Annotated in this window: 11 protein-coding genes and 1 pseudogene; 6 read left to right on the top strand and 6 right to left on the bottom strand. The window is 66.8% G+C overall.

The annotated features are described in order from the left end of the window. The 3 genes and pseudogenes from LDO54_RS39260 to LDO54_RS17190 form a co-directional block, all read left to right on the top strand. A pseudogene (locus tag LDO54_RS39260) lies at window positions 1-167 on the top strand (hypothetical protein); the annotation flags it as partial. Further along, window positions 164-2,413 (top strand): fused uroporphyrinogen-III synthase HemD/membrane protein HemX, encoded by a 2,250-nt coding sequence (hemDX, locus tag LDO54_RS17185; protein WP_224011897.1) that lies wholly within the window; start codon window positions 164-166, stop codon window positions 2,411-2,413. The pseudogene LDO54_RS39260 and the gene hemDX, both read left to right, overlap by 4 nt. Before the next feature lie 2 nt (window positions 2,414-2,415). Beyond that, entirely contained in the window at window positions 2,416-3,615 is a 1,200-nt protein-coding gene (locus LDO54_RS17190; protein WP_224011898.1) for a heme biosynthesis protein HemY, read from the top strand. Between the two features lie 92 nt (window positions 3,616-3,707). Here the strand turns inward: LDO54_RS17190 and LDO54_RS17195 are convergent, their stop codons facing one another. The 3 genes from LDO54_RS17195 to LDO54_RS17205 all read right to left on the bottom strand — a co-directional run bounded on the left by LDO54_RS17195 (window position 3,708) and on the right by LDO54_RS17205 (window position 7,406). Next, window positions 3,708-5,027: an MFS transporter gene (locus tag LDO54_RS17195; protein ID WP_224011899.1), complete on the bottom strand. Its 1,320-nt coding sequence runs from the start codon at window positions 5,025-5,027 to the stop codon at window positions 3,708-3,710. A gap of 141 nt (window positions 5,028-5,168) precedes the next feature. Next, a complete protein-coding gene (locus tag LDO54_RS17200) occupies window positions 5,169-5,927 on the bottom strand; it encodes an SDR family oxidoreductase (protein WP_224011900.1) in 759 nt (252 codons plus the stop codon). Window positions 5,928-5,966: 39 nt separating this feature from the next. Further along, the gene (locus tag LDO54_RS17205; protein WP_224011901.1) at window positions 5,967-7,406 is read right to left on the bottom strand and encodes an aldehyde dehydrogenase family protein; all 1,440 of its coding nucleotides are present in this window, start codon (window positions 7,404-7,406) and stop codon (window positions 5,967-5,969) included. Window positions 7,407-7,751: 345 nt separating this feature from the next. Between LDO54_RS17205 and ppa the strand changes: the two genes are divergently transcribed. Continuing rightward, window positions 7,752-8,279, top strand: coding sequence for an inorganic diphosphatase (gene ppa / locus LDO54_RS17210; RefSeq protein WP_224011902.1), 528 nt, complete (start codon window positions 7,752-7,754; stop codon window positions 8,277-8,279). Between the two features lie 98 nt (window positions 8,280-8,377). On the opposite strand, the gene LDO54_RS17215 is transcribed toward ppa, so the two are convergent. Continuing rightward, complete coding sequence (locus LDO54_RS17215) at window positions 8,378-8,713, bottom strand: GIY-YIG nuclease family protein (RefSeq protein WP_224011903.1); 336 nt, start codon at window positions 8,711-8,713, stop codon at window positions 8,378-8,380. 53 nt (window positions 8,714-8,766) lie between these two features. After that, window positions 8,767-9,939, bottom strand: a complete 1,173-nt coding sequence (locus LDO54_RS17220; protein ID WP_224011904.1) for a GNAT family N-acetyltransferase — start codon at window positions 9,937-9,939, stop codon at window positions 8,767-8,769. A gap of 261 nt (window positions 9,940-10,200) precedes the next feature. Here LDO54_RS17220 and LDO54_RS17225 point away from each other — a divergent pair, with 261 nt between their 5' ends. Further along, window positions 10,201-12,291, top strand: coding sequence for an NAD(+) synthase (locus LDO54_RS17225; protein ID WP_224011905.1), 2,091 nt, complete (start codon window positions 10,201-10,203; stop codon window positions 12,289-12,291). 81 nt (window positions 12,292-12,372) lie between these two features. Then, window positions 12,373-12,711 (top strand): P-II family nitrogen regulator, encoded by a 339-nt coding sequence (gene glnK / locus LDO54_RS17230; protein WP_224011906.1) that lies wholly within the window; start codon window positions 12,373-12,375, stop codon window positions 12,709-12,711. Window positions 12,712-12,900: 189 nt separating this feature from the next. Here the strand turns inward: glnK and LDO54_RS17235 are convergent, their stop codons facing one another. Beyond that, window positions 12,901-14,049, bottom strand: a complete 1,149-nt coding sequence (locus tag LDO54_RS17235) for a porin (protein WP_224011907.1) — start codon at window positions 14,047-14,049, stop codon at window positions 12,901-12,903. Window positions 14,050-14,540: the final 491 nt, after the last annotated feature.

A 14,540-nucleotide genomic window follows, 5' to 3' on the forward strand; every position in this document is an offset into this window, starting at 1 on the left:
TCGCGCTCGGCCGCAAGGTCGCCGACGAACTGATCGCCCAGGGCGCGCTCGAGATCGTGCGCGCGCTGTCTGAAGCGGGTCCTGAAGAACAACGCGTGCCGAATGCCCCTCCGGCCTCCTCCGGCAACGCCAACCGCGCGGGCGACGATCCCGCCGAGCCGCGATGACTGCCGGCCCGTGGCAGCCGCGCCAGGGCGGCCCGGGTTCGGCCCAGCCCGACGAGTGGCGCGGGCCGGCCGATTCGGCCGTGCCGCGTGAGGAAGCGGGCGGTGATATCGCGGGCCATGCCGCCGCTGCCGATTTCACCGTCGTCATCACCCGTCCGGCCGGTCAGTCGGATGCGCTCTCGGCGCAACTCGCCGCACGCGGCCTGCGCGCGCTCGAATTCCCGCTGATCGCCATCGCGCCCGTGGGCGACGACGCGCCGCTGCGCGACGCGCTCAACGCGCTCGACCGTTATGCGCTCGTCGTGTTCGTGTCGCCGAATGCGGTGGATCGCGCGTTTGAGTGCTACCGCTCGATTTCGTCGATCTGGCCGCACGCGCTGCCGGTCGGCGTGGTCGGTCCGGCCAGCGTCGTCGCGCTTGCGCGCCACGGCGTCGCCGCGCCCGAGCATCGCGTGATCAGTCCGGCGGGCTCCGCCGACGAGGAACCGGCGCGCTTCGACTCCGAATCGCTGTACGCCGCGCTCGAAAAGCAGTTCGGCGAGAACGCCTTCGCCGGCAAGCGCGTGCTGATCGTGCGCGGCGACGGCGGGCGCGAATGGCTCGCCGACCGCCTGCGCGAAGCGGGCGCGGAAGTCGAAGCCGTCGCGGCCTACCGCCGCATCGTGCCCGAGCCGCCGATGGGCGCGTGGGCGGCGGTCCACGCGCTGCTCGAAGGCGCGCCGCACGCCTGGCTCGTGACCAGCTCGGAAGGCGTGCGCAACCTCGACGAACTCGCGCGCGAGCACCTCACGGCGGGCGAGATCGTCGAGTTGCGCCACGCTCAACTGGTCGCACCGCATCCGCGTATTGCCGAGACGGCGCGCGGATTGGGTTTTGATAGGATGACGGTGTCCGGCGCGGGCGACGAGCGCATCGTCGAGACGCTGCTGGGGCTTGCCGCTTCTGCGTCAGCGTCCGCCGCCACGGTTTCTTCCGATCTCTCTCCAGCCGCTGCTTCAGCGGCTCAACCGGTTCAGAACACCCCGGCCTCGCCGCCGGCACAACCACGCATGACTGATTCGAACGATTCCAGCCACGTTCCCAATCAAGGCGCCGCTTCGACGGGCGCTTCGCACACCGCATCATCGTCGGCTTCCTCGTCTGCGAAGCCTGCCAGCGCGAGCGCGCGGCCCGCGTCGTCGTCGTCCTATGCGTCGGCGCCGCTGACGCCGCCCGGCAACGGCGGCGCGCGTCGCGGCGCCGGCAACGCGATCCTCTGGCTCGTGGTCGTGCTGCTCGCGGCCGGTGCGGCGGGCGGCGGCTATGCGCTCAACCGCAAGCTCGACCGCGTCGACGCCTCGCTCGCGCAGCGCCAGCAAAGCGCCGACCAGCAGACCGCCGCGCTGCGCGCGCGCGCCGACGAGGCCGCGTCCAGCGCCCAGCAGATCGACAAGCAGATGGCGCAGCTCGAAGGCAAGATCGCCGACGCGCAGAATTCGCAGCAGGCGCTCACGCAGCAATACGCCGACCTCGCGCGCAACCGCGACGACTGGATGCTCGCCGAAGTCGGCCAGATGCTGTCGAGCGCGAGCGAACAGCTTCAGCTCACCGGCAACACGCAGCTCGCGCTGTTCGCGCTGCAAAGCGCCGACACGCGTCTCGCCGCGTCGGCCAGCCCGCAGGCGCTCGCCGTGCGCAAGGCCATCGCCGCGGACATCGACAAGCTCAAGGCCGCGCCGTCCACCGACCTCGCCGGTCTCGCCATCAAGCTCGACACGGCGCTCGCCGAAATCGACGCGCTGCCGCTCGCGGGCGAAGCGCTCGTCGCGCACACGAAGCCCGAAACCGCCGCGCCCGCCGACGTCGCCGTCACGGCCGCCGCCACGGGCGAGCCGCGCTGGAAGGCCTGGCTCGACACCTTCGTGCACGGCATCGGCCAGCAGATCGCGAGTCTCGTCCAGGTGCGCCGCATCGACAACGCCGACGCCATGCTGGTCTCGCCCGATCAGGGCTACTTCATGCGCGAGAACCTGAAGCTGCGCCTGCTGTCGGCGCGCCTGTCGCTGCTCTCGCGCAACCCGGCCACGCTCAAGTCCGATCTCGCCGCCGCCGACGCCTCGCTCGCGCGCTACTTCGACAGCGCGTCGAAGGAAACGCAGAACGTGCGCGACCTGCTCAAGCAGGTGGACGCCGGTTCGGCCGCCGTCGCGCTGCCCACGCTCGACACGAGCCTGAAGGCGCTGCAGCAATACCAGAGCCGGGGGTAAGCATGGCGATCCGTGGACTTCTCTGGCTCGCGCTCCTGTTCGTCGTGGCGGTCGCGCTCGCGACCGTCGGCCGCTTCGACGCGGGGCAGGTGCTGCTCGTCTATCCGCCGTATCGCGTGGATGTCTCGCTCAATCTGTTCGTGGTCGGCATCGTGGTGGCGTTCCTGCTGCTCTACGCGATCCTGCGCTTCGTGCGCAACATCGTGACGATGCCGCGCCGCGTGGCCGCTTACCGGGCGCGCGCGCGCAAGGAAAAGGCGCATTCGGCGTTGCGCGACGCGGTCGGCAATCTCTACGCGGGCCGTTTCTCGCGCGCCGAGAAGGCCGCGCGCGATTCGCTCGCCGACGACAACAACAAGGGCGCCGCGGGCCTGATCGGCGCGAACGCCGCGCATCGTCTGCACGAATACGCGCGCCGCGACGACTGGCTCACGCAGGTCGACGACCCCGAGTTGCAGGAAGCGCGTCTGATGGCGACCGCCGACATGCGCGCCGATGGCCGCGACGCGGACGGCGCGCTCGCCGCGCTCACCGAAATGCGCTCGCAGGGCGGCCGCCGCATCCACGCGCAGCAAATCGCCTTGCGCGCGCAGCAGCAGCTCAAGAACTGGAGCGAGGTGCTCAAGCTCGTCAAGACGCTCGAAAAGCGCGAGGCGCTGCATCCGGCCGTGGCGGTGCGTCTGCGTCAGCTGGCGGCGGAAAACCTGCTGCGCGACCGTCGCCATAACGCCGACGCGCTGCTCGAACTGTGGCACGCGCTCTCGCCGGTCGAACGTCATTCGCCGCGTCTGGCCGATTGCGCAGCCGAACTGCTGATTGCGCTGGAGCGGCCGGCGGACGCGCGCAAGATCGTCGAGGAAGCGCTCTCGCACAACTGGGACGCGCGCCTGCTGCGCCGCTATCCCGACACCGCGGGCGACGACGCGCTGCCGCTCATTCAGAAAGCCGAGGCGTGGCGCAAGGAGCGTCCCGAGGACGGCGACCTGCTGTTCGCGCTGGGCCGCCTGTGCCTGAAGCAGCAGTTGTGGGGCAAGGCGCAGTCGTTCCTCGAAGCGGCGCTGAAGTCGGCCAACGCGCACGGCAACGAGCCGCTCAAGATCCGCTCGCATCGCGCGCTCGCGCGTCTGCACGAGCAGCTCGGCGACGCGGACAAGGCCGCGACGCACTACCGTGAAAGTGCGATGTCGATGAACGTGGTGTGACGCTGCGTTCGCGCACGAAAGCAGCACTCGCTGCAACGAAAAACGGCCGCTAAACCAGCGGCCGTTTTTTTATCGACGGATGTGTGGCGCGTTTATCGATCCACCAGCGCCTTCGGCGCCGAAAGCGCGAGCAGCCCACCGAGAATCATGAACGCCGCGAGCATGTACATGCCCGAGTCGTTGGCCGCGGTAGCCTGCTTGAGCCAGCCCACGGCGTAGGGGCTCAGGAAGCCCGCGAGATTGCCGATCGAGTTGATCAGCGCGATGCCCGCCGCCGCGCCCGTGCCCGCAAGCCACGCCGTGGGCAGGCTCCAGAACAGCGGCAGCGTGGTGAGGATGCCGAAGGTCGCGAGCGTGAGCGCGGCCATCGCGAGCGTGGTGTCGTGCGCCCACGTCACCGAGAGCACGAGGCCGAGCGCGCCCGCCGCCGCCGGAATCGCGATGTGCCAGCGGCGCTCGCGGCGACGGTCCGCGCTTCTCGCCACCAGCACCATGCCGACCACCGCCGCCGCGAACGGAATCGCCGAGAGCAGCCCGATCGCCAGCGCGTCTTTCACGCCGGTCGCCTTGATGATGGTCGGCAGCCAGAAGCTCACGCCGTACAGACCCATCACGAACGAGAAGTAGGTGAAGCTCATCAGCAGCACGCGCGGGCTCGTGAGCACGGTGACGAGCGGCGGATCTTCCTTGGTGGCGTCCTCGGCGGCGATGTTGCGTTCGAGCAGCGCGCGTTCCTCCGCCGTAAGCCACTTCGCGTTGGCGATGCGGTCGTCGAGCACGAAGAACACCAGCACGCCGACGATCACCGAAGGCAGCCCTTCGAGCAGAAACAGCCACTGCCAGCCTTGCCAGCCGTTCGCGCCGTCGAAGGCCTTGAGAATCCAGCCCGACACCGGCCCGCCGATCACGCCCGAGAGCGCGATCGCCGTCATGAACCACGTCGTCATGCGGCCGCGCCGGTGCGCCGGATACCAGTACGTGAGATACAGAATGATGCCGGGAAAGAAGCCCGCTTCGCACAGGCCGAGCAGAAAGCGCATCACGTAGAACATCGTCGGCGTGGTGACGAACATCGTCAGGATCGAGACGAGTCCCCACGTGACCATGATGCGCGCGATCCAGATGCGCGCACCCACGCGATGCAGGATCACATTGCTTGGGACTTCGAACAAAAAGTAACCGATGAAGAAAATGCCCGCGCCGAAGCCGTAGACGGCATCGGAGAGATTGAGCGCGGCGCTCATCTGCAATTTGGCGAAGCCGACGTTCACGCGGTCGAGATACGCGACCACGTAGCAGAGCATCAGGAGCGGCGTGAGCCGCCAGGCGACCTTGCGGTAAGTGGCTTCCTCGAACGCCGACGTCGGCGCGCCCGCGTTGGCGTGCGGCAGGGGATTCGCTGGACTGGACATGGTGTCTCCAATGTCGTGTGTTGGCTGTTTTTGATCTCGACGATGCCAGGCAAAAGCACGACCATTCTAGCCGCGCCGCCGGGGCGCGGCGGCGCGGGAAAACACTCATACGTCAAGCACTTACGATGAGGCCGATGGCGCTCAGACGCAGCGCCCGCCATCCACTTCGAGACACGTGCCGGTGATGAACGCCGCCTCGTCAGACGCGAGATAGAGACACGCGTTGGCCACGTCCTGCGGCGTGGAAAAACGCCCGAGCGGAATCGTCGCGACGAAGCGCGCGCGGTTCTCGGGCGTATCGGGCACGCCCATGAATTCGGCCGTGAGCCCCGTATCGCCGATCACCGGATTCACGCAGTTCACGCGGATGCGGTCCGGGCCGAGTTCGGCGGCGAGCGCCTTGCTCGCGACGATCATCGCGCCCTTGCTGCCGTTGTACCAGACGAGTCCGGGGCGAGGCCGGATGCCCGCCGTCGAGGCGATGTTGACGAACGCGCCGCCGCCGCGCTCGCGAAAATGCGGCACGAACGCGCGCACGCTCCAGTAGAGGCCTTTGACGTTGACGGCGTAGACGCGGTCGAATTCCGCTTCGCTGACTTCCATGACGGGCTTGTTGCGATGCGTGGTGCCCGCGTTGTTGACGACGATCTCCACGCTGCCGAAGCGGCCGATGGCGGCTTCGCGCAACGCGTGCCAGTCGGCTTCGCGCGTGATGTCGCCTTGCACGGCGAGCGCGCTGCCGCCCGCGTGCGCGATCTCGCCCGCCACGCGCTGCGCGGCCTCGGCGTTCAGATCGTTGACGACGACATTCGCGCCTTCGCGCGCATAGGTCTTGGCGATGCCTTCGCCGAAGCCCGAACCGGCGCCCGTCACGACGGCCGTCTTGCCTTTGAGTCGCATGTTGTCTCCGAAATTTTTATGCGTGGTGTAGAAGCGGCGTCAGCCGTGCTTGAGCGCGATGGTTTTCAGCACCGTGAAACCGTAGAGCGCTTCGAAGCCTTTCTCGCGCCCGTAACCCGACTGGCCCGAGCCGCCGAACGGCAGTTCGACGCCGCCGCCCGCGCCATAGTTGTTGACGAACACCTGGCCCGCGCGCACGCGCCGCGCGATGCGCATCTGGCGCGCGCCGTCGCGCGTCCACACGCCCGCGACGAGGCCATAGGGCGTGCCGTTGGCGAGCGCGAGCGCCTGTGCCTCGTCGTCGAAGGGCATGGCGGCGAGCACCGGTCCGAACACCTCTTCCTGCGCGAGGCGGCTTTGCGGCGGCACGTCGCGCAGGAGCGTCGGCGCTTCGTAGAAACCGCCGGACGGCGCGCCCGCGTCGAGCGTGCCGCGCGCGGCCACGGCGATGCCGTCGCGCTGCGCTTCGTCGAGGAAGTCGCGCACGCGCCGCCGCTGCTTCTCGTTGATGAGCGGACCGCAGTCGAGATCGGCGCCCGCAGGCCCGACGCGCAGCGCCGCGAACGCCGTCGCGAGCCGGTCGAGCAAGGGCGCGTAGGCGCTGCGCTCGATCAGCACGCGGCTGCCCGCCGAGCAGGTTTGCCCCGCGTTCTGCACGATGGCGGCGACGAGCACGGGCAGCGCGGCGTCGAAGTCGGCGTCGGCGAACACGATCTGGGGCGACTTGCCGCCGAGTTCGAGCGTGACCGGCACGTGATGGCCCGCAGCGGTCTGCGCGACGAGCTTGCCGGTTTGCGGCGATCCCGTGAACGAGATGTGATCGATGCCCGGATGCGCCGAGAGCGCCGCGCCCGCCTCGTGCCCGAGACCGGTGACGAGATTGAGCGCGCCCGGCGGGAAACCGGCTTCGTGCGCGAGCGCCGCGACACGCAGCAGCGACACGCAGGCGTCCTCGGCGGGCTTCACCACGCAGGCGTTGCCGGCGGCGAGGGCGGCGCCCACGCTGCGTCCGAAGATCTGCATCGGGTAATTCCACGGCACGATATGGCCCGTCACGCCGTGCGGTTCGCGGATCGTGAGGACCGTGTAGCCGTTTTGATAGGGCAGCGTTTCGCCGTGCAGTTTGTCGGCGGCGCCCGCGTAGAACTCGAAGTAGCGCGCGAGCGCGGCGGCATCGGCGCGGGCCTGCCTGAGCGGCTTGCCGGTGTCCTGCGCCTCGAGTTGCGCGAGCGCTTCCTGATGCTGCAAGACGAGACCCGAGAGCTTGAACAGCAGGCGTCCGCGTTCGGCGGGGCTCAGCGCGCCCCATGCGCCTTCATACGCGGCGCGCGCGGCCTGCACGGCGGCGTCGATGTCGGCGGCGTTGCCGCGCGCGAGTTGCGCGAAGGGCTGGCCGGTGGAGGGATCGATGGCGGCGATCGTCTCGCCGCTGGCGGGCGCGCGCCACGCGCCGCCGATGAAATGCTTCGCTTCTTCCATGCATGCGCCTCGTAAATAGGGAATGAAACGAGGGAAGGGGAATGCAAGACGAAACCACGTGTCGACCATCATCAGGCATGCGCCGCGCATGGCGGGCGCGAGCGCCTGGACCGCCGGGTCATTATCGCGCCAATCGCGGCGCGCGCGGGCGTTTTCAGGAGACGCTTCATGCCGCGTTCACGGGGGATTCGCTCGGGGTTCATCCGGGCGCCGCAGCCGATTGGCTATAATGCTGCGAACCTCCGACGTCCGGTTTCGCACCGGCACGCCTTGCGCGAGAGCCGCGTGCTCGCCGCGCGCCACGCGTGAACCGTCGCTTTTTTCCCCTTCTCACAGAGAGCGCTCATGAGCTTCGCAAATGTCCCCGCCGGCAAGGATCTGCCGCACGACTTCAACGTGATCATCGAGATTCCGGCGCAGAGCGATCCGGTCAAGTACGAAGCCGACAAGGAAATGGGCGTGCTCGTCGTCGACCGTTTCGTCGGCACCGGCATGCGTTATCCGGTCAACTACGGTTTCATTCCGCAGACGCTCTCGGGCGACGGCGACCCCGTCGACGTGCTCGTGATCACGCCGTTCCCGCTGCTGGCCGGCTCGGTCGTGCGTTCGCGCGCGCTCGGCATGCTGCAGATGACGGACGAGTCGGGCGTCGACGCGAAGCTGATCGCCGTGCCGCACGACAAGGTCTGCCCGATGACGGCCAACATCAAGTCGCTCGACGACGTGCCCGAGTACCTGAAGGACCAGATCAAGCACTTCTTCGAGAACTACAAGGCGCTCGAAAAGGGCAAGTGGGTCAAGGTCGAAGGCTGGGTCGGCATCGAAGCCGCTCACAAGGAAATCACCGAAGGCCTCGCGAACGCGAAGAAGTAAGCGTCGCAACGCCCGGTTTCCAGGCTGTAAAAAAAACCGCACGTGCCGAAAGGGCGTGCGGTTTTTTCATGGGCGTCGGCCAGGCGAACGCGCTCGCTTCAAGCGGGCGCTTCGGTCTCCGGCTCGCCGCTCTCGGGCGCGTCCACAGGCGCTTCCACAGGCACCGGCGGCAGCACCGATTCGAGCGTGCGCGCGCCCGCCGCGAGCGCGCGCTTTTCGCGCGGCGTGAGGCGCTTGACCCAGTATTCGGCGCGCGAGGCGCTCGCGCGGTCGGCGAGCTCGAATTGCGCGAGCACCTGCACGGGCTTGCGCGAGCGCGTGTAGCGCGCGCCCGTGCCGTCGGCGTGCTGCGCGAAGCGCGCGGCCACGTCGAGGGCGATGCCTGTATAGACGCTGCCGTCGGCGCATTCGAGCAGGTAGAGGAACCACGGCATATTTCTGGAAGCGATGATCGTGAGGCGGGTATAGGTTCAGGTCTGGACGCGTGTCACGCCCGAAACGGATTGTGCTCGTTCAGCTCGTGCATATAGGCGTGAATCTGATTCGTCTCGCTGTCGAGAAAACGCGCGACGGCGTCGGCGAACGCGGGATGTGCGAGCCAGTGCGCCGAGCGCGTGACGGTCGGCATGAAGCCGCGCGCCATTTTATGCTCGCCTTGCGCGCCGCCCTCGAACACGTCGAGTTTTTCCTCGATGCAGAATTCGAGCGGCTGATAGTACGCGGTCTCGAAGTGCAGGCAGGGCACGTGTTCGAGCGCGCCCCAATAGCGGCCGTAGAGCGTGCCGCCGCGCCCGTCGGCGCCGCGCTGATACACCACGAGCGAGCTGGCGATCGGCTTGCCTTCGTATTCGGCGATCACGAGCAGCAGGTTCTCGGGCATCGACGCGCCGATCATGCGGAAGAAATCGAGGTTCAGATACGGCGACGAAAAATGCTCGCGGTAGGTCTGCCGATAGCAGCGGCTGAAAAAGCGCCAGTCTTCGTCGCGGATATCCTCGCCGCGCACGCGCCGCAGCGTCACGCCCGCGTCGCGCACCTTGCGGCGTTCGGCGCGGATGTTCTTGCGCTTTTTCTGTTCGAGCGTCGAGAGGAAATCGTCGAAGTCGCGGTAGCCGTTGTTGAGCCAGTGAAACTGCACGCCTTCGCGCTGCATCATGCCGAGATCGGTGAGCGCGCGCGCGTCGTCCTCGGGCGGAAACAGCACGTGCAGCGACGAGACTTCGGCCTGCTCCGCGAACGCCAGCAGCGTGGCGGCCAGATGGCGGCGCGCGGTGTCGTCGGCGGCCAGCAGGCGCGTGCCTTGCACCGGCGTGAACGGCACGGCGCACAGCAGCTTCGGGTAGTACTCGAGGCCGTTGCGCTTGTAGGCGTCGGCCCAGGCCCAGTCGAAGACGTATTCGCCGTACGAGTGGCCCTTGAGATAGACCGGCGCGGCGGCCGCGAGCTGGCCGGTGCGCGTGTCGGTGAGCGTGACGAACTGCGGCGCCCAGCCCGCGTCGGGCGCGGCGCAGCGCGTGGCGTCGAGCGCCGTGAGGAATTCGTGGCGCAAAAAGGGCGTCGGCTGCGCCTGGCGCGCGAGCAGCGCGTTCCATTCGGCGGCGTCGATCTCGGCCGGTGAGCCGAGAATGCCCGTGCGATAATCGAAATGTTCCTTTTTCAACTTGCGTGCCCGTTCTGGCGTGGCGAGGTGGAGGCGGGCGGGCAGGCGTTCGGCCTGTCGCGGCGAGGTGCGCCGGTTTCGCCGCGCCGCGGCAAGCGGTCATGGTAAAGCAAACCCTCCGAACGGGTGAGCGCCCGCGCGCCGCCGTTCTCACGCCGACCGTCGCCATGACGTCGTTCTGCCGCCGACAGCACGAACAGCACGATTCGCTTGCCAGGCGCCTCGCGCGCCGAATGCCTCAAGGGCCCCAAGGTTATCGACATGAAAGAGCGCTTCTTCAATCTCTATTCGCATGGTTTCGCGCGCGTGGCCGTAGGCGTGCCGCGCTGCCACGTGGCCGATCCGGTCTTCAACACCGAACAGACGCTCGCGCTCGCGCGCGAGGCCGCCGCCAGGGGCGCGGCGCTGGTCGCGTTCCCGGAACTCGGTTTGTCGGCGTATAGCTGCGACGATCTCTTCCATCAGCAGGCGCTGCTCGATGCCTGCGAGCACGCGCTCGCGCAGATCGCCGAAGCCTCGAAGACGCTGCCGCTCGCGATGATCGTCGGCTTGCCGGTGCGCGTCGGGCACTCGCTGTTCAACTGCGCCGCCGTGGTGGCAGGCGGGCGCGTTGCGGGCGTCGTGCCGAAGACCTATCTGCCGAACTACGGCGAGTTCTACGAACGCCGCCAGTTCAGCGCCGCCGACAACGCGAGCGTCGACAGCGTGCGCATCGCGGGCGCGGACGTGCCGTTCGGCGCCGCGCTGCTGTTCGACGTGCCCGAGATCGCGGGCCTGCGCTTCCAGGTGGAAATCTGCGAGGACGTCTGGGTGCCGATTCCGCCGTCGTCGTTCGCGGCGCTCGCGGGCGCTTCCGTGCTCGTGAATCTTTCCGCGTCGAACGTCGTGGTCGGCAAGGCGGGTTATCGCCATCAGCTGGTTTCGCAGCAGTCGGCGCGCTGCCTCGCGGCCTATCTCTACACCTCGGCGGGCAAGGGCGAATCGACCACCGACCTCGCGTGGGACGGCCAGGCGCTCGTCTACGAGAACGGCGAGCTGCTCGCGCAGTCCGAGCGCTTTCTCGACGACTCGCACATCATTTACGCCGATGTCGATCTGGAGCGTTTGCAGCAGGAGCGCATCCGCCAGACCACGTTCGGCGATTCGATCCGCCGTCACGCCGACGAGATCGCGAAGTTCCGCGTGATCGAGTGCGCGCTGGGCGCCGCGCAAGGCGCCGCGCCGTGGCAGCAGGAAACGCTCGCGCTGGAGCGGCGCGTCGAACGCTTCCCCTATGTGCCGGCCGATCCGAAGCGCCGCGACGAGCGCTGCAACGAGGTCTACAACATCCAGGTGCAGGCGCTCGTGCAGCGTCTTTCGCAGGCCAACCTCAAGAAGGTCGTGATCGGCGTGTCGGGCGGGCTCGACTCCACGCACGCGCTGCTGGTCTGCGCGAAGGCGATGGACCGTCTGAAGCTGCCGCGCGCGAACATCCTCGCGTACACCATGCCGGGCTTCGCGACCAGCGAGCGCACGCTGCGGCAGGCGCGCGAGCTGATGGATCTCGTGGGCTGCACGGCGCGCGAAATCGACATCCGCCAGAGCTGCATGCAGATGCTCGAAGACCTCGGCCATCCGTATTCGGAAGGCAAGGAAAGCTACGACATCACTTTTGAAAACGTGCAGGCGGGCGAGCGCACGAATCATCTGTTCCGCCTTGCCAACTTCAATCACGCGATCGTGATCGGCACGGGCGATCTGTCCGAGCTGGCGCTCGGCTGGTGCACCTATGGTGTCGGCGATCACATGTCGCATTACAACGTGAACGCGAGCGTGCCGAAGACGCTCATCACGCATCTCGTGCGCTGGGTCGCGGAAACCGGGCAGATCGGCCAGAACGGCGAGAGCGGCCGCGACGTGCTCGAAGCGATTCTCGGCACCGATATCAGCCCTGAACTGATTCCCGGCAAGTCGGACGGCGCGCCCGAGCAGAAGACCGAAAGCACGATCGGGCCGTACGAATTGCAGGATTTCAATCTCTACTACACGCTGCGCTTCGGCTTTGCGCCCGCGAAGGTCGCGTTTCTCGCGCGTCACGCGTGGCGCGACCGCGAGACGGGCGCGTGGCCGGAGAACGCCGAGGTGGCGCGCAATCAGTACGATCTCGCGGCCATCAAGCGCAATCTGCGCATCTTCCTCGACCGTTTCTTCCGCCAGAGCCAGTTCAAGCGCAGCTGCATTCCGAACGCGCCGAAGGTGGGCACGGGCGGCTCGCTGTCGCCGCGCGGCGACTGGCGCGCGCCGAGCGATTCGGAATCGGTCGTCTGGCTCGCCGATCTGGAGCGCGTGCCCGCGCAGGAACCGGCGGCGTAAAATCACGCATACCGATTGCCCATTTACCGCAAATCACCGCGCCAATCACCGATACGTAACCGATACCGAACGAGGATCGCCATGAAACGCATTACCGCCGTCATCAAACCGTTCAAGCTCGACGAAGTGCGCGAGGCGCTCGCCGAAGTGGGCCTCACGGGCCTGACCGTTACCGAAGTCAAGGGCTTCGGCCGCCAGAAGGGCCACACGGAGCTTTATCGCGGCGCCGAATATGTGGTCGACTTTCTGCCGAAGGTGAAGATCGAAGTCGTGGTCGCCGACGAGCAGACCGACCAGGTGATCGACGCGATCATCGGCGCGGCGCGCACCGGCAAGATCGGCGACGGCAAGATCTTCGTGACCAACGTGGAGCGCGTGATCCGCATCCGCACGGGCGAAGAGAACGAAGCGGCCGTCTGATCGTCCGCACGATCGAGCACCATCGCGCACGATCGAGCACGATCGCGAAGCCATAAAAGAAAAGGGCGGCCAGAAGGCCGCCCAGCAATAAAAAACGGTGCGGTACCCTTTCGGACACCGCACCGATACGCGCCTCTCGCAGCAGCGTGAAAACGTCGATGTAGCTGTTCTGTCTACACTCGCCCTGGATTAGAACGAGTGCTGGATGCCTGCGTACACGCCGGTCTGGCTGTGGCCCGGCAGCGGGTTGCCCGTGGCAGCCGAGTCGCCGTAGTTGTTGGCGTTCAGACCGAAGTTGGCCGACTTGCTGTTCTGCACCGTGGCGACCTGCAGGTCGAGCAGCGTGCGCTTGGACAGGTTGTACGAGCCGCCGATCGTGTACAGCGTGGCGTTGCCGCCGCCGTTGTTCGCGTTGACGTGGTAGACCGCAGCGATCAGCGCGGCAGCCGGCGTGGCTTGCCACGTCACACCGCCCCACTCGTGATCGAGCGTGCTCGGCTGGCCGATCGCCAGACCCGACATGCCCGACGAACGCACGGCTTCATAGCCGCCCTGGACCTTGAACGGGCCGAGGAACACGTTGACCATCGCCATGTAGTCACGCGAGTAGGCGAACACGCCTTGCGACGAATTGGTCGAGTTGATCTGGTCGTACGAGCCGCCCAGCGAACCGTTGGCCGGATTGCGGATTTCGTCGTAGATACCGCGGATCTGGAACAGCGAGCTCGTGTAGGTCAGCTGGATACCGTCCTGACGGCCTTGAGCGGTCGTGCCGTTGCCGTTCCAGCTCGTGGCGTTCGAGAACGAGTACTGGCCGTACACGTCGAAGCCGTAGAACTTCGGCGACTGGTACGAAATGTTGTTGCTCGATTGCGGCCAGTTACGGCCACGGACCATCGATGCCGACGACCAGTTCGACTGACCGAACGGGTCGAAGTCCCAAATGCCGTTCACGAGCATCAGTTCGCGGCCCATCAACAGCGTACCGTACATGTCGTTCGACATACCGACGGTGGCCCAGCGATTGAAGAGACCGCCGTTGCCCGGGCCTGCGCCCGTTGCCGTGCTGAAGCTGCCTTCCAACTGGAAGAGTGCCTTGTTGCCGCCGCCCAGGTCTTCAACGCCCTTCATGCCCCAGAGGCTGGTGCCCCAGTAGCCGCTTTCGAGCTGGACCTGGCTCGAGCCGTGCGTGGCCTGGCCATTCGCACCGGAGCCTGCGCCGATGCCGTTCATCCATGCGATACCCGCGTCAAGACGACCGTAGAGCGTAACGCTGCTTTGCGCATGCGCCACGACGCCGGCCGACATCAATGCTGCGGCGAGCAATGCTTTCTTCATCTTCTCCTCCATACCCTGTCAAAGAGTCAACCTTAGTACTGCGAAAGACGTCCGCGCGCCTTCGGGGTGCTGCGGACAGAAACGGTCGCGTAAAGGGAGTGTGACCCGGAGGATCGGCGTACGGAAACGATGCGAGCAGGACAACCTGATCGAGTCGTCTTGCAGATCCCCTGGTTGACTGGCATCTCCCGTTCTTATTTGAAGTGAAACTACTTTTAAAGAAGTTTGTTTTGCTACTTTGGTTACTAATTTAGCAAAAAAGGTGGACGGTGGCGAACGAAATCGCGCGGCCGTCGCGGGGTGTCGTCAAATTGCCATATCACCTTCCTGGATGGTGGTCACCCTGGTCTCAAAAGTATGTCTAAATCCTTATTGGATAAGGGACACACGGATCAGCCAGGGGACTCCTCAGGATTGCCACTATTGACGCGCGGATGGCGCAGGAGTAATGCGCATAAACGCGTTTTTTACGGCTTTTTGCGGGTGCGGAC

It is taken from the genome of Paraburkholderia tropica (genome assembly GCF_914484835.1).
In the GTDB taxonomy this organism is placed as follows: Bacteria; Pseudomonadota; Gammaproteobacteria; order Burkholderiales; family Burkholderiaceae; genus Paraburkholderia; species Paraburkholderia tropica_A.